Genomic DNA, 23323 nt, shown 5'->3' with positions numbered 1-23323 from the left:
CTGTTAAACAGAAAAGTAATAATTAATAAATCCTTATATAACAGAAAGGCGGAGTCTCATTAAAGACTTCGCCTTTCAATTATATATAAGTATGATTCGAATAAAAAATAACCTTGTAGTTTAATTGCTTTTTTTAAATTTGTAACAGAATCGGTTAATTTGAAGTAGATTATATACATTTTCTTTAATACTTAATGATTTGAAGGCTGCTAAAGAAAGTTCAAACGATATTGATAAAAGATGTAGAAATCATTTTGAAAGACATCGCTTTTTAATAAGATTAGAACTTGAAACCATGCCTTATATAGGAGGAATACGAAATGATGAAAAAAATCCCTAATAAACTACTCGCTATATCAGCGTTTTTAACTATAACAACTACTTATGCAGTCATACCACTAGAAACTTTTGCAATTGAAATTGAACAAACGAACAATGAAAATATATCTCTTTCAGCAAATGAAGAACAGATGAAAAAAGCTTTGCAAGATGCTGGTTTATTTGCAAAAGCTATGAATGAATATTCTTATTTGCTAATTAATAATCCAGATGTGAGTTTTGAAGGAATAACTATTAATGGAAATGCAGATTTACCTAGTAAAATTGTACAAGATCAAAAGAATGCAAGAGCACATGCTGTTACATGGAATACACAAGTAAAAAAACAGCTTTTTGATACATTGACAGGCATTATAGAATACGATACAAAATTTGAAAATTATTATGAAACATTAGTAGAGGCGATCAATACTGGAAATGGAGATACTTTAAAAAAAGGGATCACAGATTTACAGGGAGGAATTCAACAAAATCAAAAGTCTGCAAAAGCATTAAAAGAAGAATTAATTCAATTAAAAAATGCTATTGGAGAAGATGTTAGAACATTTGGAAGTCATAAAGAGACATTGCAATCGATTTTAAAAAACCAAGGTGCTGATGTAGAGGCTGACCAAAAGCGTCTAGAGGACCTTTTAGGACAAGTAAAATATCAGAAAGACATAGAATCTAAGGGCTTAGACATGGTGAAAATCCCCTTTATTCCAACCTTGATTGCTGGTGGCATAATGATAGGTGATGCAAGAGGTAAGTTAGGTTGGCTAGAACCTGAATTAGCAAAATTACGTCAGACTGTAGATTATAAAATAACATTGAATCGTGTAGTTGGAGTTGCATTTCATAATATTAGTGATATGCATAGTATGCTTGATAGTGCTATCACTGCTCTTACTTATATGTCTACGCAATGGGAGGATTTAGATTCTCAATATTCGGGTGTACTGGGACATATTGATAAAGCTGATCAAAAAGCTGATCAAAATAAATATAAATTCTTAACCCCCAGCTTGAATGCAGCGAAAAACAGTTGGAAAACATTAAAAACAGATGTTGTCACTTTGCAAGAAGGGATAAAAATTGCAGAGAAAAAAGAACAGGATTTTTTGAATCAGCTTCGTCCATCAAACGTTTTTTACTTTTATAAAAAAATTCATAACGCATACACTTTTGAAATAAAGACTGGAACAAATGCGCCAAATGCGTCTTATAAAGTTATGAATTTAACTAAAAACACTGTTCATAATATGTGGAGTGGAGGGGCTAATACTAACATGTGGGCTGATTGGCTTTCATTCAATCCAAATGATGAATTTGCGGTAGTAGCAGTAGTGGATGGTAAAGAATATGTTGTGTATAAAGACAAAGTACAAAATATAATGAACTGAATCTGAAAGTAACGAAGTAATTGGAGCTGGAGAATAAACTAGACACCAAGTTAATTGAAAAATCTCCTTATAACCTAGAATATTTTGCTCAAGAAAAAGAATTTGTTCAGCGAAAAAGTAAATATTGAACCAAGGAGTTAGTTGTATTATGTGTATGGTTTTACCGAAAGGTTTCAAGTACATTACTCATACAATTATGTAGTTATCCTGAAGCATCTACAGGTGTTCTTATCGACCTTGAAGAACTACTTAGCTTCCTAAGTGGAGTGACTTTATGCAAAATTAAGTGAACGTTTTTGTACATAGATTAGTTGACATTTATATAGATTTTTTTCATTTTCAAAGATAGTTTTGTTTTTTATGTTATTTTTCAAAAATTACTGTTGAAGTTTCTATATTCATGACTCAGCATATAATCATTGTTTGATGAAATGACATACCACGTCCCTTAGAATTTCATACGTATTACGATAACTTAAAGAAAAAAGATAATAGTAGTCAACGGTTACTATTATCTTTTTTGAACTATTTTTCATTAAAATATCTCATCTGCTGTGCTCCTTATTTACTTTTCCAGATTTTATCCTAGTTTAAAATTTATACATTTGAACTGTTTATACAATTTGTAGGATTTTTAGCTTTTTTGTCGAATACACTTAATGCAAGGAGGGACATTACATGATTATTAAAGATTATTTCATCAACCTTTCTATTTTTTCTTTATTAGTTAGCGCAGCAATATTTATTCAAGTGTTTACAATTAATTCTAGTCGATATTTCGAAAAGCTCTATGGAGGGATTATTGCAGTTACGTTAATGTTCTTTTCTTTTCCATACATGGGATTTTCCTACGATCTTCGAGTTGTTCCTCTTATTCTATCTTTTATTTACTTTGGTCGTATTGCTGGTTGGATTACGTTAATTAGCATAATTGTAATGCGCATCTTTTACACTGGAGGGTATTGGGAACCTCCTGTGATTGCTTATTTAGGTATGGGGATTCTATTTTCTACTTTTAAAACTTATTTTAAAAAACTACATCCTTTTAAAAGTGCATCGTTATATTTTTCTGTTTTTATTGGAATAAAGTGGTTAGTTGGCGTATTATTTAATACTACATTACTTTACACAGGAGGCCTATTATATATAGCGTTAGGACTTTTAATTGGGCTATTTCTTATGGAAGCCTACCAGAGATTGTATCATTTAACACAGGACTTATCTAAAATGAATCGAGAATTAAAAAAATCGAAGCAAGAACTTGCAGATACCGTACATGAGCTTCAAGGAGGAATTTTTAAATTTAAAAAAGTGGGTAAGCACTTTATACACACTTTATGTGATGGACAGTTTTATTATCAAAACGGGTTTTATTCTGAACAGGTGGTAGGAAAAAGCTTACGTACTATTGATGCTTCTATTGTTCCTCCACATTTAGTTCCACAATTGATGAAGTACTATCTTCAGGCATGGGAAGGAAAAGAAATTATATTTGAATTACCTTGGCCAAATGATAAAACTATTATTCTTATTGCGCTTAGGCCGATTAAACGAAATGGACAAGTTATTGAAGTTGTTGGTTCTACAGTTGATATAACCGAAAGGAAAAAGGTAGAATCAGAATTAAGCGCTACCAAAGAATTATTGGAATCATTTATAAAGCACAATCTAGATGCTATTACCATTTCTGATCGAGAAGGGCATATTTTACAAGCGAATAAAGCTTATGAAAAGATATTTGGGTGGTCATCACAAGAAATCATAGGTAAGAGATTACCTTGTGTACCAGATTTTTTAATGGAAGAATCGCTTAGAAATATTCAGAAAATTCTAACAGGAGAATCTGTGGTTACTAGATTAGAAACTGTTAGACAAAGGAGTGATGGGAGTCTTCTTGATGTTAGTCTGACAGTTTCCCCTATACTAGATGTAAGAGGAAATGTGATAGCTTTATCAGCAATATGTAGAGACATCTCTGAAAGAAAACAAGCAGAAAGAGAACGACATCGATTACACCAGCAATTAAGAGATAGTGAAATGAAGTACCGTGCACTAATCGAACAAGCAACTGATGCGGTATATGTAGTAGAGCTGAATGAAGAGAATGCTCCAAGTCGATTTATTGAGGTAAACCCTGTTGGGTGTAGAAGGTTTGGATATAGTAGAGAAGAGTTGCTCTCATTATCATTTTCAAATATAGTACCACAAGATTCTCAAATGATCGTAAGGTTATTAGAAAAAATTAAAAAAGGACAAACTTCCTTCACTTTGCAAGATGAATATGTTTTTCCAACAGGAAAAGTAATAACAACTGAGTTTAGTGTTCGTGTTTTTAACTTAAATGGTAAAAAAGTTTTCCTAAGTATTTCTCGTGATATCACTGAACGGCTAAAAACAGAAGAATTATTACGAAAATCTGAAAAACTTGCTGTTGTAGGACAATTAGCGACTGTAATGGCTCATGAGATTAATAATCCATTAACTGCAATGAAAGGGTTCATGCAATTACTAAAATCAACGGAAAGTGAGAATAATCAGGGTTATATTAATATAGTATCATCAGAGATTGAGCGTATAGAGAGCATTACAACTGAATTTATGGCGGTAGCCAAACCACAGGTGGTAAAAATGCAACCTAATAACATTAGTGTGCTAATGGATCAAGTTTTAATGCTACTACAACCTCAAGCAATGATGCATAATATAAAATTTAGAATCGATCTTAACCCTGGTATTCCATTGATTTCATGTGAAGGAAATCAATTAAAGCAAGTATTTGTTAATATATTAAAAAATGCAATTGAATCTATGCCGATGGGAGGAGAAATTCTCATTCAATTAAATATACTTGATAATAATCAAGTAAGTATTCGTTTTATCGATCAAGGGTGTGGGATTCCAAAAGAACGTATACCATACCTCGGAGAACCTTTTTATAGTATTAAAGAAGAGGGGATTGGCTTAGGGTTAATGATCTGTTATAAAATCATTGAAACACATCAGGGAAAGGTATTTATTGAGAGTGAAGTGAATAAGGGGACTATAGTTGAAGTCACGCTCCCTATTTGTACACTTCAAAATTAATATATTCTTTTTACTGAAATTTTTTAAGAAACCATACAAAATGTAATGCTAATGTTACTTAATGAAATAATAAAGAGAAGAATACTGGTAAATGTACCCTATAGAATAGACACTTGAAAAAAACTGTTATAAAAACATCCTTTCTTTAGAACCAAAAGAAAGGATGTTTTTAATATTGTAATTTTTCTTGGAGACATTTCAATTTTTTACTTGTAATACATTTTTTAACTAATTTTGGTTAAGTTAGTTAAAAAGGAATTATTTTTAATGAGCATATTGACATATAAATATCCCTCATTTTTAAAATAGAAATTTCTAAAAACTATATATAGGTTCTTTTTGAAAGGAAGGGTATTATCAATTGAAACCACATGAAAAAGTACCTGTTCACTCTATAAAATCTTTGCAGGAATTAATGCAATTACTAAAAAAATCTAAAGATTTTATAACGTTGGAAATTGCTTCTAATAATTCCTCTATAGTCATTTCATATTTTAGAACATTAATCGATGTAAATATATTTCATGAAGAGGTTTTGACTTATATAAAAGAGAAGAGCTTCGATTCGTTACAAGATATTCACTCTGTCTTACCTTTTGAGAATTCAAAAATAACAAATCAAATGGAAGATATTCAGGATAGTATTTTAAATGGCTATATACTTATTCAGTTCGATACAGATAAATTAAATTGTTTGTTAGTAAATGTGTCAAAGAAAGAAAAAAGGGATATTACAAAAGCTGAAATTGAATATAATATTGTGGGTCCGCAAATCGCATTTGTCGAAGATTTAGATGTAAATTTAAATTTAGTACGTAGAAAGCTTCCAACACCTTATTTACAAATGAAAGAATTGAAAGTAGGATCTCTCTCTAACACAACTGTTGCGATTGTATTTATTGAGGGAATTGTAAATGATCAAAATCTACAAGAAATTATAAAAAGGGTAAGTCAAATAAAAACAGACCATGTTTTGGATAGTACTTATTTGATGCAGTTAATTGCAGACAACCCGAATTCTATATTCCCTCAATTTTTGAATACAGAACGTCCGGACCGTGTGGCAGCTGTATTAGCAGAAGGGAAAATTGCACTTTTTGTAGATGGCTCGCCTTATGCCATCACTCTTCCAACAACATTAATTGATTTTTTTTCTACGACAGAAGATTACACCATGCCTTGGATTATAGCCTCTTTTTTTCGTCTATTAAGGCTTTTTGCTTTTATATTTTCTGTCTTAACGACGCCATTATATGTCTCGATCTTAACATATCATTACGAGCTTATCCCAAAAGAACTTCTTGAAACGTTAATCATATCGAGAAGTAAAGTACCTTTTCCTCCATTAATTGAAGCACTTTTTTTAGAAATAACAATTGAATTACTGAGAGAAGCGGGGGCACGTTTACCAACTAAAGTGGGTTTAACTGTCGGTATAGTAGGTGGTATTGTGATTGGACAAGCATCGGTAGAAGCAAGTCTTACAAGTAACGTACTTATTATCATTGTTGCACTTTCAGCTCTTAGTTCATTTACAGCACCAATATATCGTATTGGTAATACAATTCGAGTAATTCGTTTTCCTTTTATAATATCTGCACACCTATTGGGCTTATTAGGAATTGTTTTAACAAGCTCTTTGCTTTTAGCACGTTTATTACGTACAGAATCATTAAGACGTCCTTATTTGTTTCCTTTTTATCCTACACGCCCTACAGATTGGAAAGACAGTATTATACGTATGCCGATCTCAGCGATGTTTCGACGTCCTATTTTTTCAAGGTCTAAACAGCGTTTTCGCTTTAATCCAGAAGAGGTAGAGAAAAATAAAATACTATCAAGAAATGATTTTGATGATTGAATTTAACAGGGAGGAGCATTATGAAACAGATCCCAATTGAGTATCAAGTCTCTCCATATATGGTATTTTTTTTAATTATTACTATACAGATGGGAGTTGGTATGCTTGGTTTTGAAAGGATTAGTGCAAAATTAGTTGGAAATGATGCGTGGATTAGCACGCTACTTTTTGGAATATCTGTTAATCTTATGATTTGGATCATATATCAGATTTTAAATCAGGGCAATGGAGACATCATTGCAATCAATCAAAACGTACTTGGAAAATGGATTGGTGGATTGCTCAACTTCATTTTTTTATCCTATATTGTATTGTTAGGTGCAACAACACTACATACTTATATCGAAGTAGTACATGTTTGGATGTTTCCTTCAATTTCATCTTGGGTTATAGCGGGGGCGTTTTTGGGTCTATGTTATTACATTGTGACTGGAGGATTTCGTGTAGTTGCCGGAATCGGCTTCTTTGGAATCGTTATCCCAAGCATTCTAATCTTCACATTTTTTTATCCTTTGCAGTATGCAGATTTCCAGAATTTATTTCCAATTGCACAGCATTCATTCCTAGAAATTATGAAAGGAATGAAAGGAAATATGTTTAGTTTTTTTGGATTTGAAATGTTATTGTTGTACTATCCATTTATTAAAAAGGCAAGAACGTCTCAAAAATATGCGCACTATGCAAATTTAGTAACGACTATTGTCTACACATACCTTATGATTTTAACTCTTGCGTTTTTTAGTGAAAAGCAACTTGCGAACGCGATATGGGCATATTTAAGCATGATTAAAATTATACAATTTCCCTTTATAGAGCGGTTTGAATACATTATTGTTTCTGTTTGGGCTTTTTTTATATTACCGAATGTTTCCTTTACATTATGGGGAGTAAGTCGTGGTATAAAAGAGGCACTGGGAATAAAGCAAAAATATGTTTTGCCAGTTATCATCCTATTCATCTTTATTTTGTCATTTTTCTTGAATAACCGTAATAAAATTAACTTATTAAATACTTGGACAGGTCAAATTGGCTTTGTATATATATATGTATACCTACCTGTACTATGGCTAATTCAAACGGCCAAAATAAAGTTAAGGAGATAAATATGAAGCGCTGGATACTTTTCCTTATATTGGGTGTCTTCTTAATAGGTTGTGCTAAAACAAAAATTGTGGATGACATTGATTTAGTTCAAGTTGCGGCATATGATACTGAAGCAGAAGGTAAGCTAAAAGGAACCTTTGCGATTTCAGCTTATAAAGGAGGCGGGGAAGGTGAAACAAAAATCTATTCAGCATCAGGCCAGACTGGTAGAGAAGTTCTTGCAAGAGCATCCGAAAAATCTTCTGGACCTCTAGAGTTGGGGCAATTGCGTGTTATTATTTTTAATGAAAAAATAATTGAAAAGGGAATGCAGGAAATTTTAGAGACTTTGAACCGCAATCCTAGTGTAGGAAATGCAATTTATTTAGCAATTACAAATGTAAAAGGGGAATCACTATTAAAGGGGAACTATTCTAAAGAAAAAGAAATTGCTTCTTATCTATCCTCTTTACTGGAGCAAAATATGAACAATGGAACGCAACCAAAAACAAACTTTTTTATGTTTTTAAATCAACTTGATGATGATGCGAGAGATTCCTATTTACCGATGATATCTAAAAAAGGGAATGTGTTGGAGTTAAATGGAATAGCACTTTTTAAAAGATGTAAAATGGTTGATAAAGTGAACCCTAAAGATTTATTTGTATTTAAATTGTTGACAGATAATTTTAAACAAGGTACATACCAATTCAAACTACCTGGTTCTTCAAACACTTATGCCACGATAGAGAATATAAAAGCTAGAACAAAATATAAGATGGAGGGGAATAGTAAGCATCCATTCGTAAATGCTCATATTCAAGTTAAAGCTGAAATTCAAGAATTTACAAAAACAAAAAATCTAGATAATCCTAAAGAAATAAAAAAATTAGAAAAAATTATGGAAAAAGAAATAGAAAAAAAAGCAACTACATTGATAAAGAGATTTATTAAAAAAGACACAGATCCTATAGGACTTAGAAAGCTTGGTAGAACTCACGTAAGAAAATGGAACAGTCAAGAATGGGAAGAATCCTATAAACATTTACGTTTTCGTGTAACAGCTGATGTAAAAGTAACCCAATCTGGTGTTACAGAATAAATAAATCAAATAAGATATGGAAAATTTCAATAAAAAAATATAGTCTCGCAGGAGATTAGGGAGAAGAGAAACTATTAACAAAGCATTTCATAAACATTAAGATGCTTTGTTAATAGTTTTTATACTTTTATAGCCATATCACTAATATGGGGTATAGAATTCCAGAAGGCTGGCGGATATGTGGTGAAAATGTGTATGCTTGTCATAGTATTCACTATATAGCACTGACGTCCTATTTTTATGTCTTTTCAATATGGAATGAGAAAAATGAATGTTTATCGTGGGATGCAACAGTTGCATGGTGTAAAAAGTTAGGCCTTGCACACGTTCCATTGTTATATCGGGGCCCTTATAATGAAAAGGTAATTTATTCCATTTTAACTTGGTGAACGGTAGAGAAAATACAATGAATTGTAAATGAAATCTGTACGGGAATCTAGTACCGTATAGTACAGTGCATATGAAAAACTCCTCAATGCTATCTCTCAAAAAATAATAATTCTCGGCTTTATAAACTGTATTTTCAAAAATATTGCGAGCTTGTAAGAAAGATGAAAGGTAATTCAATATGAGATAAACAACTTTACTACTACAATGAAAAACAGAATCATTCTTAAAAATCATGAGATACGATATCAAGTTATTTGCGTGTTTAATTCATTTTACTAAATATTCCAGTTTCAATAAGGAAAGTCGAATCAGACTATTAACGAATGGTATATTATTCGTATTTTGGAAAAGTCAAAATGAAGACAAGTATCTTCTATCAAATCTCATTCTTGGTGTATACATTTGAAGGGAATTTCTCATATGAAATTAGTAAAAGTAAAAGATCTTAGTTAGGAGAAGGATGATAATGTTAACAAATTCTATGGGAAGGTGAAGAAAGAAGGTAGCGTAGGCCTAATCATTAGGGGGCAGACGCCTCTCTTTTTTTATGTCGCAAATAGCATTAATTCGTTAATTAATTTATATGAGATTATCTTAAATAAGTTAGTTAAGAAAGAAAAATAAAAGTGAGTAAAAAGATAAAAATACACAGGTACGTAAAAAATAAGGAAGTTGTATTTGCAAGTGTTTTAGTTGGGTGTGATATCAATTGTATTGGTAAAGGTGAATATTACGTTTAAATTGCCATGGATGGAAAAGGAGGGGTTTCAAAATCTATGGATGGTAAAGTGACGCGAAAGGAGTATGAATATACATTATCGGGTTTTGATAAGGAAGGTAAAGAAAAAGAGTTAGAATTTATTGCACAAAAGAATCTTCGTAAAGAAGCATTCCTACGTGTATATTATTCAGATAAAAAGGTGTAACAGCTTGGGAGGAAGTGCAGGAAGACGAGCTCCCGAAGAAAGCAAAAGAAAAACTAGGTGTGAAATAATCATTTATTTGTGATGGTGGATTCTTCTAGGTTGAGGGTCCGCCGTTTTTTATTATATGTTATGTTGTAGTTTTTATATAAAGCATATTGAAAAGATAGGTTAAATCTTCTGGAATAATATCTCCATAATTAATAACTTGTACAATAACCTTTCAATTATCACTAAATCCATTCATATCAACAAGTTGTGCCATATATCCGTTTGTAGCAATATCTTTTAAAGTACGCTAAAAATACCTTTTATTTTATTTTATTTTATCTTTATCTTATCTTTACCTTATCTTTAAATTTTTATATTAAACTTGAAACCTTAAAGTATTGATGTATGAGTCTAAAAAGGGCGGGAGATAGGTGTTCATTACATAGTTTGTATATAACCAATTACCTTTGAAAAATTGAATTTCTTATACGAGGAGGAATATATGAAGGATACAAGTAAAAATCAAATTATAAAAGCGTTCCTTATTAGTATTTTAGGCTTAGGAACAATACTTGGAATGCTATATTTTAATCATAAAACCAATATTCAACAAAATAAAGCGCAAGCCACCGAAAAACGTGTATTGCAATATGAGTCTACCCTAAAAAAAGAATTAGAAAAATATAATTTAGGAGAGAAAACACCAATTTTATTAGGAATTATGTATCAAGAGAGTAGAGGTGAGGGAAACGACCCTATGCAGTCATCCGAATCACTTGGATTAAAGCCAAATGAAATTCAAGAGACAAGCTTGAGCATTAAACAAGGGGTAAAGCACTTTGCTAAAATGTACAAATATGGAACGGACAAAGATGTTAGCATAGATACAATTATTCAAAGTTATAATATGGGGCCAGGGTATATTGATTTTATTGCTAGTCAAGAAGTTAAACAACACTCGAAGGATTCGGCCAAAAAATTTTCTAAGATGAAAGTTGATCAAAATCCAGCCATGTATACTTGTGGTGAAAATAAAAATAATTTTAGGTATCCATATTGTTATGGTGATTTCACATATGCCACAAAGGTAAATGAAAAAACAAAACTTATTGAAGAACTTCTTCAAAATGTACATAGCTTTTCTAAATAAGTTGCAGAATGAAATATAATGATACCATCAGTTATTAACAATAATATCTAAGAAAAAACTACTTTCTTTCTTAGTTCGCATAATTTTCAAAAACAAATCCCGTGGATGTTAATATTTGTTATATAATATATTTGTCAAAACATTACCCCTAAAGTTTCTAAATTCAAGCTGTAAGATAGTTTGTTTGGCCCGTATTTTCACCTTGAAAGTGGAGTTTAAATATAGTTGCAATTTTTTGAGGGGGAAAAGTAAATGTTTATAAAAACAGAAAGATTATTAATACGAAAATTTGAGTTCAAAGATTGGCAAGCTGTTCATGAGTATACATCAGATATCAATGTTATGAAATACATACCTGAAGGGGTCTTTACTGAAGAAAATACAAGAAACTTTGTGAATGAAAACATTGGTGAAAACGCTAAGAACTTTCCTGTAGTATTAATTGATAAAGATATTCTGATTGGCCATATAGTCTTTCATAAATATTTTGGTGAGCATACATATGAGATTGGTTGGGTGTTCAATCCTAAATATTTCAATAAAGGATATGCTTCTGAAGCAGCAAAAGCTACTTTGAAATATGGCTTTAAGGAAATGAAATTACATAGGATTATAGCTACATGTCAGCCACAAAATACCCCATCATATCGAGTAATGGAGAAGATTGGAATGAGAAGAGAAGGCTATTTCAGGAAGTGTATACCACATGGGAATGAATGGTGGGATGAATATTATTACGCTATTTTAGAAGAAGAGTAGTGCCTAGGAACGCATCATTTAAATTGACACTCCTATTCTTAAATAGGCAAGTTGGCTATCTTTAATGGGGATCCTTGCTACTAAAGGCGAACTTTATTTCCGGTATCGCTGACGTGCAAAACTTTGTATAATCTGATCTTATCTCTAAATCACAACTGTTACTCCCATCACCATCAAGTTAAAGTTTCATTTTATTTTGCTAACTTGATGGTGATGTGACGTAACGTTAATTATTTGAAAATTTCAAAAAGTCCCCTTAGTCATGTTAAAGGGACCTTGATCACGCAAATGATATGTAAGCCAATTTATTTTTGATATACAGATTATTTGTATAATAATTTTTATAAATAATTGCTAAATAGTAAATTTACATAAATGCTTTTAGAAGTTCTTGAATTAATGGGATTGCTCCACCTATAAATTTTAAAACTGCCATTGCGATTTCCATATTATTCTCTCCTCTTTTTCGTATTAAGATGTGATAAATCTTTATAACCTCATCATAGTAACCGCTTATAATAATAACAATACATTTTCGTATGCAATATTGCATACGAAAATGTATTGGATCTCTATTATTCATTTTTTAATGGTACTATAGCGAGGTGAGAGTCTTTAAGAGTTCTCCTTAATAGGAGGAAATATGGAAAGAGTGCAAGCGATTTACAGTAATCAAAAATTTAAGAGTTGGGTTAAACAGGTATTAGCTGTAGGAGGAGTAATAGGGGGCTGTTATTTGGTGTTATATGTTTTCTGTTTCTTAGTTATCATGTAAATATTATACAACTAAACTAGTAGAGTCTTGCCTAGAGAGGTAAGGCTCTTTTATTGTAGTACCTGGAGATGAGCAAACTACATACAATATCTCTCAGGTTTTTCAGATCACTTTGTATAATTCCTTGTTTAGAACACTAATTTCTATTATTGAAACTAAATAAACATCTATTTAAAAGTTTCAATTTATATTGAAAACAGAATTCCATTGATAAAAAATATGTTTTTACTAGATACATATTAAAAAGACAAGCATAAATTATATTAGATTTTGGCAAAGTCTTTTTGACTTGGAAAAGGATTTAAATCTTACTTATAGATTTGATTCCTTTTTATATACTATAATCATTATATTTCTACGTAAATATAATACATTAATAATGATTTAAAAGCAAGAATTTTAGTAGCGGTACGTTCACACATCCATCAACTTAAGATTTTAAAGTAGCTCTTAAACAAAAAAATTCTTTTTTTAATTGATTAATTAATAGTAAACAAGGAAGGTTGGCAAATTAACAACTAAAGAGATTTCTTCAGGTAAGCTAATAAGTAATCTATCAAAAAGTCCTTTACAAAATTTATACCTAAGTCAATTATAAGATCATGTAAATTTACAATAATGTAAATATTATACATTATTGTAAAAGGCACTCATTGACACTTGTGTATATAAGTAACTATACTCGTTACATCAAATTGAATGTGTGATAATACGATTTTATTATTATTACAAACATGTAAATATAAAAATAGAAAATCCCAATTTGATAAATACAATGGTAGAGGTGTTTATTTTAATGAAGCACAAATTAATTGCAACAGGTATCCTTGCAGGATCTATATTATCCTATTCTTCTAATATTTTAGCAGATACTCATACATTCCCTGATGTTCCTGTATGGGCCGATAAATCTGTTAATTATTTAGTTGATAAACAGGTATTGAATGGTTATCCAGATGGAACTTTTGGTTCAAATGACTCATTGGACAGAGCTTCGGCTACAAAAATTATGACAAAAGTTTTAGGGATACAAATTGATCCTAATGCAAAACCATCTTTTACTGATTCACAAAATCACTGGGCTACTCCTTATATTGCTGCTGCTGAAAGAGCTGGTATTGTTAAGGGTGAAGGTAATGGAATCTTCAATCCATCTGGAAAAGTAACTCGCGCTGCTATGGCTACGATGTTAGTAAATGCATATAAACTACAAAGCACAGCAAATCATAACGAGCAGGTTAGATTTGTAGATTTAAAAGGGCATTGGGGAGAAAAATACGCCAATATTTTAATAGATTTAAAAATCTCTAATGGTACCGAGAACGGTTGGCAACCAAATAGATTTATAACACGTGCTGAAGCTGCTCAACTTACTGCAAAAACAGATATGTTACAACAAAATTTAAACGATGAAAAAGAGATTATTACTGCTACCTCATATGAAGATTTAAATTTAACAGTGGCTTCGAAAATTACAGCTCAAGAGATTGATAGTTTTATTGCGAAATATCATTCGGATAGTCCTTTAGTTGGCCATGGGCAAGATTTTATCAATGCGCAAAATCAATATGGTGTGAGTGCTCATTATTTAGCAGCGCATGCGATTTTAGAATCTGGATACGGAAAATCAGAAATCGCATATCAAAAACATAATCTATTCGGTCTACGTGCATATGATGGAGATCCGTTTAAATATGCGAAATATTTACCAAGCTACGGCGATAGCATTGCTTATAATGCTAATTATGTACGAGAAAGATATTTGGAAGAAAGCGGTATGTATTATAACGGGCCAACATTAACTGGCATGAACGTGAAATATGCATCAGATAAAGGCTGGGCTAAGAAAATTGCAGGCATTATGGAACGTATTAAACCGTTTCGTGTAGAAGACTATACATATGCAAAAAAATTACCAAAGAATCCTGAAACATTAGATGTCGACGCGTTATCTAATGAAATTCCATATAAAATGTATGCAGACGATTCAAGCTCAAATGTTGTATCATCAGCTACTTACTATCAGGTACCTTATCCATTTAATTTAAAAATTAAAAGTAGACCAGATGTAGCTGTCGAGGAGAATAAAGTTGGTACAGTAACTCCTGGAACAACCATCTTTATTTATCGTGAAGATCCAAATGGATGGGTAGAATTCTCTTTTGAAGCGAATGGAGAAAAATACTGGACATTAAAAAGTAAATTAAGTATGTAATTAAAAAGATCTATTTCACTAGTTTTAATCTCATATAATTGAGAGACAAGTTTTTTACTTTCTTAAAATAAAGTTATGTATACAAGAAAAGTTAGAGAATTATTTTCTCTAACTTTTCTTCGCTAGTATTTGAAATTAAAAAGATGGTGGAGTTACTCCAAATATAACAGTGACTTTGTTTAAAGAAGTGTTTTCCCACTTATGCTTTGCATAAGGTGGGATTTTAACACTATCACCTGTATTGAGAAGTAAAACCGCATCATTTAGATATAGTTTCACTTGTCCTTCCATAATAAATGCTATTTCTTCCCCTTTATGTGCCACAGGCTCCATAGATGAAGCAGTTTGAGGTAACAGATTCATTAAAGCCAATTCTAGTGCTCCATCTAAATTAGGAGATAATAGCTCATACGAAACATTGCCGCTTTCAGGAAAAATTATTTTTTTCCTTTGGTTAGCTCGTACAACTAATTCTTCTGTATTGGTATCCTCTAAGAAAAAATTAAACAATGGAATATTTAATGCTACAGAAATTAATTTTAGTGTTTGTAATGAAGGATTTGTGATTCCTTTTTCAATCTGACTTAACATGGAAGGTGTTATATCAGCTAACTCTGCTAAACGCTTACTGGTTAATCCGGCACCTTTTCTAAATGCCCTAATTCTGTGACCAACATTAATATCGTTCATATATGTAATCCCCTTTAAATAAGTAAATAAAATTAAATAATTATTAATTTTATTTACTTATACTTAATATATTGTTAATATATACTTAATTATAATAAATTATGATTAAGTTTAAAACATCATATGTACATATGGCAGCAGCTGCGAAAAAGTGGGAAAAAGATTTACTTAGAAACAAAGGGGCTACTATTTTTGAATATACAGCGGGCTATAGTAAAGCAGTAGAAGAAGGAAGAATACAAGTTAATAAGAATCAAATGTGCTATTTGATTGACGATGAAAAATCAAAGCATTTATTTTAAGGTTATGCAGTAGCTGCTACTCGTCTGAATAATTGATATACAAATAAAAGTTGATGAATCGCATCCTCTATTTGTATATCTACCGTGTGGAGTAGGATTTGGTGGTGTTTCGTTCGGTTTAAAAATTATTGTACGGGATCATGGACATGTAATTTTTGCTGGGCCTACCATTTTCCGTATATGCTAATAGGTATGATGACCGTATTATATGATGGGATTTCCATACAAGATTTTTAATGAAAAGGATTCTAATAAGTAAAGGACAACTTAAGAGTAGACTTCAATGCTGTATTGTAAAATTTTTAAGGAAGTGAAAATAGTATGAAATCAGCTTTAAATAGTATTATGATCTCCTCGATTCTTGCAGTAGGAGGGATCCTTTCGCTTTTGTTTAATTTAATGGGGGATCAAGATTGGATCTGGAATTGGGTAGGGTTATTACTGGCATATCTATCTTTGGGCATTTTAATCGGTTTATATAATAAAACTGTGGATCACAAAACATTTCCTAAAATACTAAAAAGAACTTTGTTTATTTCCTTTAATGCTACTATATTAGGGATAATAATAGGGGTAACATACCAACTATTAGGAAAGTGGAATCTTACTATAATGATGTATTATTGGTTGATAATTTTATTATTACATTTAATTACTATAATAACATTAGTCATCCTAGTATTCGAAAACCGTAATAGTAAAAATTACAGCTTACTATATAGTTTTATTATACTTTTAAACATTGTCCTTACCTTAGGACCAGTATTATTTCCAGTAGTTCTAACTATTATAGGAAATGCCATGAACGCTAGTGCAGGGCACTAATTTTCACCTATATAGATTATTAAAATGATTAGTCCAAAATTGAGATTGGTTAAGTTAAAAAACTTAATAAACAAATAGGATAGTAAAACTAAACGACATAAAGTGGAATGATTTGATAGAAAGAAGATTATAATATGAAAATTAAGCTTAAGAAAAAAAGAATTATAAGTGTATTGTTGGCTATTACATTAGTAGCAATAGGGTATTACATGTTTCAATCTATTACAAATTCTAAGCTGGTAAATGCGGAAGAGGCAAATAGTGTTCAACAAGTGAGCAGTCTACCTAAAAATGAATTGAAAAAATCGATACCTAATCGTTTTGATGGTAAAGAAAGAAAAGTTGTATATTTAACTTTTGATGATGGACCAGGAAAATATACAGCTAATCTATTAGATGTATTAAAGAAAAATGATGTGAAAGCAACATTCTTTTTAATTGGCGATAACGTGAAAAGGTTCCCAGATTTAGTGAAACGAGAGCATGTAGAAAACCATTATGTGGGCATGCATAGTATGACACATGATTTTAAAAAGCTGTACACCAATCAGGAATATGTTAAGGAAATGAAAGAAGATCAATCTTTAATTAGAAATGTTATTGGAAACACACCGAAATTAACACGTCCACCATATGGATCAATGCCCGGCTTAAATGAATCACTTCGAAATGAAGTGGTCGGAAATGATTTGAAAGTATGGGATTGGACAATTGATTCTTTAGATTGGAAATACAATAAATTACCTGTGGATGTAGCGGCCGCAAAAATTGTTCAAAATGTCTTAGCAGGTGCGACGTCTTCAAAGGAAATTGTTTTAATGCACGATATTCATCCACAATCTGTCGCAGCAGTTCCAGCAATAATAAAAGGATTAAAAGAAAAAGGGTATGAATTTGAAGCTTATGATGAGAATAATCATTTTCCAATAAACTTCTGGCATGATAATCGTATATAAAGAGATGTATTAGTTAAAAGAAAATCAGAATGGAATAAGCAAATCATATAGGGTTTAAATATTTGTAAGAGCGTGTTTAGATAGATGAAACACGCTCTTTTTACTGGGCTATTTTATTGTAGATTTAAGTATAGGCTTTCTAATTTTAGAAAAATTTATATGATTTTTTCATTCATTTCTACATAAGCGTTGGATATTTCGTATGTTTGTCTAGAGTGAAAAGAACTCATAAAAAACCGCCATTATTCACGTTCTTCTTCATATAATTGCACCGCACTTATTTTTTGTATGTGGTTAAAACTAGTTTTTAAGAAGCATATGTTTTAGCAACTGCAGAAATTCTGTATCACTTTTATCATCTTTTATATAATCCTGTTCGTAGTTAAAAATCATTCGTACTAACATAAAAGCTGTAAGCGGTAATGGGACCTTATGCAAAGCTCCTTGCTGATAACCTTTTTCAAGTAAATTACTTATCATGTTAATTGCTTCTTCTTCAGATTGTTTAAAACAAGTTGTAATTTCAGGTGAATGGTACTCTTTATATTCTTGAAAGAGTGTAGAAACAAATGGATCTTGATGATATTCTAGGCTGATATAATGAAGAATTTTTTGTATTCGAAGTAAAACATCTTTTTCTTCTTTATATAAATTAAATAATTGTGAGCGTTTAAGCTGAATATGACGCATATAGCAGTCGCATAATATTTCAGTTTTATCTGTATAGTAATAATAAATAGTACCTTTACCAACTTTAGCTGTCTTTGCAATTTCATCAACCGTTGTGTTACGGACACCACGCGTAGAGAACAGTATTGTGGCAGATTGAATGATTTTCATTTTTTTATTTTCTTTTTCTAATTTGATCATTGTCTACACCCTATCCTTGAAATATTTAGCGAAGTTTTCTGTCTTTACATTCTGTATTAGTTCATTTCTAATTTTGTAAATCCTAATAGAAAGTCCTCTATTTGCTTCTTATAGAATAACATACACCATTCTTATTTCTAGTATATAACTATAATAGAATGCAACTGTATCACTTAGGATGAAAATGAAAGTTTAAGGTAATAATTTTTTAATCGGACGATGAGAATTCAAGTGAAAGGGGACGGTGATTTCTTTCTTGAGTGAATTATTTGATTTTTTATTCAATTCATTTTATTATATAAACATGACTAAAAGATGATTTTAGTCGGTTTCTATACTATTTGAGAGAAGGTAGACACTATGTGTGGAATTGCAGGGTGGATAGACTGGTCTAAAGACCTGTCTAATGAACAAGAAACGTTAAAAAAAATGACAGATGCTATCATTCACCGAGGACCTGACGCAGAGGGGCATTGGTTTTCAAAACGAGCGGCATTAGGTCATCGACGTCTCATCGTCATTGATCCTGAAGGTGGCCTTCAACCTATGCTGTATAAAGATGGAAATAATACGATTGGCCTTACGTTCAATGGAGAAATTTATAACTATCAAGAATTACGTAAAGAACTTGAGGAGAAAGGTCATGAATTTCAGACCAAGTCGGATACAGAGGTATTACTACACGCTTACTTAGAATGGCAAGAAGATTGTGTTCAACACTTAAATGGGATTTTTGCTTTTGGTATTTGGGATGAAAGATTTGGGAAATTGATGCTTGGTCGTGATCATCTAGGTGTGAAACCTTTATTTTTTGCTCAAAGGGGAAGTGCAGTTCTTTTTGGTTCAGAATTAAAAGTTTTACTTTCGCATCCATTTGTAGATGCAGAGGTAGATAAAGAAGGACTTTCTGAAATATTCTGCCTTGGACCAACACGTACTCCTGGTCATGCTATTTTCAAGGATATACATGAAGTGCGTGCTGGCCATTATATGACGTTTACCTCTAATGGCTCGACTACGACACAGTATTGGAAACTTGAAAGTAAAAAACATGTAGATGATATTGATACAACAGTCGAGACAATCCGCTCCATTTTACAAGATACGGTTAAACGGCAGTTAATTGCTGATAAACCAGTGGTATCTATGCTTTCCGGAGGTTTAGATTCCAGTGGTTTAACAGGTTTAGCAGGAAATGAATTTGGGAATAAAGGGGAACGCCTTCATACATATTCCCTGAATTTCATCAATGATGAAAAAGACTTTGAGCAAGACTTCCTTCGTTTTGATCGTGATGAACCTTGGGTGAAACGTGTGGCTGAATATGTAGGAACAAAGCATCATTCTATAGAGTTAGGATCAGATAGTTTAATAGAGTATTTATTAACTCCAATGCGAGCGCGTGATCTACCTGGAGTTGGAGAACTGGAAACGTCTCTTTATTTGCTATTTAAGGAAATGAAAAAAGACGCAACAGTTGCACTTTCAGGCGAATCCGCAGATGAAGTATTCTCAGGATATCCATGGTTCCATCAAGAGAAGTTTCTAGATGCAGAGATATTCCCTTGGAGTGTTAATTTATGGTATAGCACAGAAATTCTATCAGAGGATTTTAAAGCGAAGATTAGCCCTGAAAAATATCAAAAACAAAAATTTGAAGATGCGGTTGCTGAGGTTCCTTTTTTAGAAGGTGAAAGTGATCTGCAAATGAAGCAACGTCAAATGTCTTACATGTTTATTACACGTTTCTTGCCATTTATGCTAGAACGAAAAGATCGCACAAGTATGATGAATGGCTTTGAAGTACGAGTTCCATTTTGCGATTACCGGCTTGTAGAATACCTATGGAATGTCCCATTCGAAATGAAAAGCATAGACAATATTGAAAAAGGTATTTTACGTAGAGCTTTTGAAAATGTACTTCCAGAGGATGTACGTTATCGCAAAAAAAGTGCATATCCAAGCACTAAGGATGCCTCTTATCTACAAGGTATTAGTGATTGGATGTTACATGTGTTGAACAATCCTGAATCACCTATTTTGCCATTGATTAATGTAGAAAGAGTTCGTGCTATTGCAGAAGGAAAAGACGAAGTAATTTCAGGTAATGATGCACGAGGTATAATAGATTATTTACTTCAAGTTAATAGTTGGCTAGAGGAATATAATATTAAATTAGTATGGTAGATGTAATTTTCAAATAAAGAGAATAGCTGAAACATCAATGACCTAAGTGAACCGCATTTCCAATGGATTAGATATTTATCTAATAATTGGAGATGCGGTTTTATTATTTTGGGGTAACTAGTTCTTTTAGCATAATAGCGATGTGTTAGTTCTAAAAACTCAAGAAAGCTTTAGAATACTATTATAGTTGGTCAAGGACATGAACTAGACACCTAATTATTTCAGAGGATTTCTCGATTTGCTCTGGATCAAAATCTGAAAGGTTCGCATTAAGAATATGTTTTAGTTTTTTCTCTCTTTCTAAGTGACAGTTTAAACCACTAGGCGTAAGTTGGACATTGACAACTCTCCGGTCGTTATTTGAACGAACACGCTCAACGTAACCAGCCTGTTGTAATCCATTGATTAATTGAGTAATACCAGCGGCGGTAGTTTCTGCTCGATCAGCTAATTCTTTGACTGACAATTCGCCTTCTTCAGCTAATACTTTAAGGGTTCGAGCATGGACCATTGAAACTGCCCCTAATGTACGAGTAGCTCGCCCTCTTAAACGTCCATCGGCTGCAGTCAGACTATATATAGCTTGACTAAGTTCGTCTATCGCAGTTAACTTATTTGAAGAATTTTTCATAACATCACCATTTTCCCGTTAACTAAGTACTTAATTATATGGTGTTAACATTAACATATGAAAAAGAGTAGAGTCAAATTAAGTAGAGACTGGCTATTCATTTTCCAAGCAATATTATATATGCTCACCTTAAATCATCAATAAAATAATAAGACGACTTGGTTTGTAGTCTTGACAAAAGTACATATTATACTTCATTATTTTAATTAAGTACTTAATTGTTAAGTACTTAATTAAAATAATGAAGGATGATTATTATGACTCAACGTTCACAATCTCAAGGATGGGCTTTAGATATAGCCCTTGCACTTGGTGGGTTTGATGCTTTGCATCCTGAAGCAAAGGCAACTATGGAACAGTTAGGACATGACCACACTGATTTTGATAAAGTTTTTTCTCAAGTAAAGAGTGGAGCAATGATACCAAAAGCATGGGCGACGGTTGCTTCTCAGGCTCAAGAACGTGCAAAACATTATGAACAAAAGGGATTCACTGTTACTGCTCGTGATCTATATCAGCGAGCTGCTGTTATGTGGGGACGTGCACAATATTCATATTTTAATGATGATCCACGAAAATTGGCATTTCGAGAACGTTGTAACGAATGTGTGGCAGCTATTTCATCACTTGGAGGAGGAACAGTACAACGTATAGTACTAGAATTTGAAGGCAAACAGATATATGCATTACTTCATTTGCCCTCAGGTGAAGTTCAGAATGCACCAGCAGTAATATTAGGTCCAGGTATGGATATGATTAAGGAAGACTATATACAGATTGCGCAACGTTATTATACGTCTCGTGGTATCATAGCTCTATCAATTGAAGGACCGGGTCAAGGTGAATCTGTATCTGAAGGTCTAAAAGTCGATTTGACTAATTACGAACGCGCCGTTAGTTGTTATATCGATTTTCTATTAAAACGGCCTGAGGTTGATCCAAAACGGATTGGATTTTTTGGTATCAGTATGAGTGGGTATTGGGGGATGCGAGCTGCTGCGAGTGATAATCGTATAAACGCTATAGCCACTTTTGAAGGTGTATATGGTGAATTTGATACCATCTTTAACAGAGCTCAGCCGAGTTTCAAAGCCAATTTTATGTACATGTCTGGTTACACTGATGAAGTTGCTTTTGAAAACGAGTTGAGTAGCCAGATGAACCTGTGGAAATTGGCGCCAAAGATTACTTGTCCAGTCTTCATGGGAATAGGAGAATTTGATGAACTTACCCGTTTGGAAGAAGCATTAAGTCTTTATGAGTTTGTAGAAGCACCAAAGGAGATACGCGTCTATGAGAATGAATTTCACCCGCTTGGTGGAGTAGCTGCAGAAATTTTTCGTTTTGGTGCAGAGTGGGTGGAACTTGCACTTGAAGGAAACTTTAAAGCTAACCATGATGAGCGTTATTACATGCATCGTGATGGGGGTGTTACTGAAGGGACAGCTTTTCCAACTTATTGGCTTGGTGCCCAGCCGGCGGAAATTAAAGCACGCAAAAAGTGTAATAAATTAAACGCTTGTAATAATTAACAAATTTATACTGATTAAAAAAGAAAACAACAAAAATAGTATGTAGCTTTTTTACACTATTTTTGTTGTTTTCTTCAAATTTTTAGACTCCTCATAATTATGGACATTGATGAGGATATTCAAAGTGCGGAAGACTTCGAATTGCTGAAAAACACGGAGGAAAGTTACAGGAAATGTTAAGGGATTTATAAAGTAGGAAGACAAACTATATTTTTTCTTGAGCACAACTAGCATACATATATTCTCTAGGGATCCAGACCCGAATTGTTGAGACAG

At 32.3% G+C, this 23323-nt stretch carries 18 protein-coding genes and 3 pseudogenes; 17 read left to right on the top strand and 4 right to left on the bottom strand.

The features are described 5' to 3' along the window. Nucleotides 1-320: 320 nt before the first annotated feature. The 10 genes and pseudogenes from hblB (at nt 321) to AC1Q8L_RS00225 (ending at nt 12064) form a co-directional block, all read left to right on the top strand. Nucleotides 321-1721 carry a hemolysin BL regulatory component HblB gene (gene hblB / locus AC1Q8L_RS00270; protein WP_000976148.1) on the top strand — a complete coding sequence of 467 codons (1401 nt, stop codon included), beginning with the start codon at nt 321-323 and terminating at the stop codon, nt 1719-1721. 20 nt (nt 1722-1741) lie between these two features. Beyond that, nucleotides 1742-1969, top strand: a pseudogene (locus AC1Q8L_RS00265) (hypothetical protein); the annotation flags it as partial. Nucleotides 1970-2399: 430 nt separating this feature from the next. Then, the gene (locus AC1Q8L_RS00260; RefSeq protein WP_000584292.1) at nt 2400-4805 is read left to right on the top strand and encodes a PAS domain S-box protein; all 2406 of its coding nucleotides are present in this window, start codon (nt 2400-2402) and stop codon (nt 4803-4805) included. A gap of 361 nt (nt 4806-5166) precedes the next feature. Beyond that, the gene (locus AC1Q8L_RS00255) at nt 5167-6666 is read left to right on the top strand and encodes a spore germination protein (protein WP_000802303.1); all 1500 of its coding nucleotides are present in this window, start codon (nt 5167-5169) and stop codon (nt 6664-6666) included. A gap of 20 nt (nt 6667-6686) precedes the next feature. Further along, nucleotides 6687-7769 carry a GerAB/ArcD/ProY family transporter gene (locus AC1Q8L_RS00250; RefSeq protein ID WP_000809705.1) on the top strand — a complete coding sequence of 361 codons (1083 nt, stop codon included), beginning with the start codon at nt 6687-6689 and terminating at the stop codon, nt 7767-7769. Between the two features lie 2 nt (nt 7770-7771). After that, the gene (locus AC1Q8L_RS00245; protein ID WP_000832858.1) at nt 7772-8851 is read left to right on the top strand and encodes a Ger(x)C family spore germination protein; all 1080 of its coding nucleotides are present in this window, start codon (nt 7772-7774) and stop codon (nt 8849-8851) included. Between the two features lie 143 nt (nt 8852-8994). Further along, nucleotides 8995-9225: pseudogene (locus AC1Q8L_RS00240) on the top strand (RNA ligase family protein); the annotation flags it as partial. A gap of 762 nt (nt 9226-9987) precedes the next feature. Next, nucleotides 9988-10235, top strand: a pseudogene (locus AC1Q8L_RS00235) (YxeA family protein). Between the two features lie 422 nt (nt 10236-10657). Further along, nucleotides 10658-11305 carry a lysozyme family protein gene (locus AC1Q8L_RS00230; RefSeq protein WP_098311984.1) on the top strand — a complete coding sequence of 216 codons (648 nt, stop codon included), beginning with the start codon at nt 10658-10660 and terminating at the stop codon, nt 11303-11305. Between the two features lie 252 nt (nt 11306-11557). Beyond that, the gene (locus AC1Q8L_RS00225; protein WP_000470143.1) at nt 11558-12064 is read left to right on the top strand and encodes a GNAT family N-acetyltransferase; all 507 of its coding nucleotides are present in this window, start codon (nt 11558-11560) and stop codon (nt 12062-12064) included. Between the two features lie 367 nt (nt 12065-12431). Here the strand turns inward: AC1Q8L_RS00225 and AC1Q8L_RS00220 are convergent, their stop codons facing one another. Then, nucleotides 12432-12617, bottom strand: a complete 186-nt coding sequence (locus AC1Q8L_RS00220) for a hypothetical protein (protein ID WP_002094014.1) — start codon at nt 12615-12617, stop codon at nt 12432-12434. Between the two features lie 90 nt (nt 12618-12707). Between AC1Q8L_RS00220 and AC1Q8L_RS00215 the strand changes: the two genes are divergently transcribed. Further along, nucleotides 12708-12839, top strand: coding sequence for a hypothetical protein (locus AC1Q8L_RS00215; protein ID WP_000442767.1), 132 nt, complete (start codon nt 12708-12710; stop codon nt 12837-12839). Nucleotides 12840-13635: 796 nt separating this feature from the next. Next, complete coding sequence (locus AC1Q8L_RS00210; RefSeq protein WP_025118711.1) at nt 13636-15054, top strand: S-layer homology domain-containing protein; 1419 nt, start codon at nt 13636-13638, stop codon at nt 15052-15054. A 135-nt stretch (nt 15055-15189) separates the two neighbouring features. Here the strand turns inward: AC1Q8L_RS00210 and AC1Q8L_RS00205 are convergent, their stop codons facing one another. Beyond that, nucleotides 15190-15744, bottom strand: a complete 555-nt coding sequence (locus AC1Q8L_RS00205; protein WP_000997928.1) for a helix-turn-helix domain-containing protein — start codon at nt 15742-15744, stop codon at nt 15190-15192. A 131-nt stretch (nt 15745-15875) separates the two neighbouring features. Here AC1Q8L_RS00205 and AC1Q8L_RS00200 point away from each other — a divergent pair, with 131 nt between their 5' ends. The 3 genes from AC1Q8L_RS00200 (at nt 15876) to AC1Q8L_RS00190 (ending at nt 17827) form a co-directional block, all read left to right on the top strand. Beyond that, nucleotides 15876-16046: a serine dehydratase gene (locus tag AC1Q8L_RS00200; protein WP_306802062.1), complete on the top strand. Its 171-nt coding sequence runs from the start codon at nt 15876-15878 to the stop codon at nt 16044-16046. A 321-nt stretch (nt 16047-16367) separates the two neighbouring features. Beyond that, nucleotides 16368-16871 carry a DUF3902 family protein gene (locus AC1Q8L_RS00195; RefSeq protein ID WP_000833547.1) on the top strand — a complete coding sequence of 168 codons (504 nt, stop codon included), beginning with the start codon at nt 16368-16370 and terminating at the stop codon, nt 16869-16871. Between the two features lie 134 nt (nt 16872-17005). After that, entirely contained in the window at nt 17006-17827 is an 822-nt protein-coding gene (locus AC1Q8L_RS00190) for a peptidoglycan-N-acetylglucosamine deacetylase (protein WP_098311985.1), read from the top strand. Between the two features lie 300 nt (nt 17828-18127). On the opposite strand, the gene AC1Q8L_RS00185 is transcribed toward AC1Q8L_RS00190, so the two are convergent. Further along, nucleotides 18128-18697 (bottom strand): TetR/AcrR family transcriptional regulator, encoded by a 570-nt coding sequence (locus tag AC1Q8L_RS00185; protein ID WP_000593069.1) that lies wholly within the window; start codon nt 18695-18697, stop codon nt 18128-18130. Nucleotides 18698-19057: 360 nt separating this feature from the next. On the opposite strand from AC1Q8L_RS00185, the gene asnB reads away from it, so the two are divergent. Beyond that, nucleotides 19058-20884 carry an asparagine synthase (glutamine-hydrolyzing) gene (asnB, locus tag AC1Q8L_RS00180; protein WP_025118483.1) on the top strand — a complete coding sequence of 609 codons (1827 nt, stop codon included), beginning with the start codon at nt 19058-19060 and terminating at the stop codon, nt 20882-20884. A gap of 181 nt (nt 20885-21065) precedes the next feature. Here asnB and AC1Q8L_RS00175 read toward each other — a convergent pair whose 3' ends face one another. Further along, nucleotides 21066-21515 (bottom strand): MarR family winged helix-turn-helix transcriptional regulator, encoded by a 450-nt coding sequence (locus AC1Q8L_RS00175; RefSeq protein ID WP_000798525.1) that lies wholly within the window; start codon nt 21513-21515, stop codon nt 21066-21068. Nucleotides 21516-21772: 257 nt separating this feature from the next. Here AC1Q8L_RS00175 and AC1Q8L_RS00170 point away from each other — a divergent pair, with 257 nt between their 5' ends. Further along, complete coding sequence (locus tag AC1Q8L_RS00170) at nt 21773-23047, top strand: alpha/beta hydrolase (protein ID WP_061660955.1); 1275 nt, start codon at nt 21773-21775, stop codon at nt 23045-23047. The last annotated feature ends 276 nt before the right edge of the window (nt 23048-23323 follow it).

Source organism: Bacillus sp. GW823-FHT06A11, assembly GCF_058795355.1.
The sequence above is the reverse complement of the archived record's forward strand: the minus strand, read 5'-3'. Positions and strand labels throughout refer to the sequence as shown.

Excerpts from the sequence above, each read along its gene's own strand:
- AC1Q8L_RS00170 (WP_061660955.1), top strand. The coding sequence starts at position 21,773 with ATGACTCAACGTTCACAATCTCAAGGATGGGCTTTAGATATAGCCCTT.
- AC1Q8L_RS00175 (WP_000798525.1), bottom strand. The coding sequence starts at position 21,515 with ATGAAAAATTCTTCAAATAAGTTAACTGCGATAGACGAACTTAGTCAA.
- AC1Q8L_RS00220 (WP_002094014.1), bottom strand. The coding sequence starts at position 12,617 with ATGCAATATTGCATACGAAAATGTATTGTTATTATTATAAGCGGTTAC.
- AC1Q8L_RS00195 (WP_000833547.1), top strand. The coding sequence starts at position 16,368 with ATGAAATCAGCTTTAAATAGTATTATGATCTCCTCGATTCTTGCAGTA.
- AC1Q8L_RS00230 (WP_098311984.1), top strand. The coding sequence starts at position 10,658 with ATGAAGGATACAAGTAAAAATCAAATTATAAAAGCGTTCCTTATTAGT.
- AC1Q8L_RS00210 (WP_025118711.1), top strand. The coding sequence starts at position 13,636 with ATGAAGCACAAATTAATTGCAACAGGTATCCTTGCAGGATCTATATTA.
- AC1Q8L_RS00245 (WP_000832858.1), top strand. The coding sequence starts at position 7,772 with ATGAAGCGCTGGATACTTTTCCTTATATTGGGTGTCTTCTTAATAGGT.
- AC1Q8L_RS00225 (WP_000470143.1), top strand. The coding sequence starts at position 11,558 with ATGTTTATAAAAACAGAAAGATTATTAATACGAAAATTTGAGTTCAAA.
- asnB (WP_025118483.1), top strand. The coding sequence starts at position 19,058 with ATGTGTGGAATTGCAGGGTGGATAGACTGGTCTAAAGACCTGTCTAAT.
- AC1Q8L_RS00215 (WP_000442767.1), top strand. The coding sequence starts at position 12,708 with ATGGAAAGAGTGCAAGCGATTTACAGTAATCAAAAATTTAAGAGTTGG.
- AC1Q8L_RS00190 (WP_098311985.1), top strand. The coding sequence starts at position 17,006 with ATGAAAATTAAGCTTAAGAAAAAAAGAATTATAAGTGTATTGTTGGCT.
- AC1Q8L_RS00205 (WP_000997928.1), bottom strand. The coding sequence starts at position 15,744 with ATGAACGATATTAATGTTGGTCACAGAATTAGGGCATTTAGAAAAGGT.
- AC1Q8L_RS00185 (WP_000593069.1), bottom strand. The coding sequence starts at position 18,697 with ATGATCAAATTAGAAAAAGAAAATAAAAAAATGAAAATCATTCAATCT.
- AC1Q8L_RS00200 (WP_306802062.1), top strand. The coding sequence starts at position 15,876 with ATGGCAGCAGCTGCGAAAAAGTGGGAAAAAGATTTACTTAGAAACAAA.
- AC1Q8L_RS00250 (WP_000809705.1), top strand. The coding sequence starts at position 6,687 with ATGAAACAGATCCCAATTGAGTATCAAGTCTCTCCATATATGGTATTT.
- hblB (WP_000976148.1), top strand. The coding sequence starts at position 321 with ATGATGAAAAAAATCCCTAATAAACTACTCGCTATATCAGCGTTTTTA.
- AC1Q8L_RS00260 (WP_000584292.1), top strand. The coding sequence starts at position 2,400 with ATGATTATTAAAGATTATTTCATCAACCTTTCTATTTTTTCTTTATTA.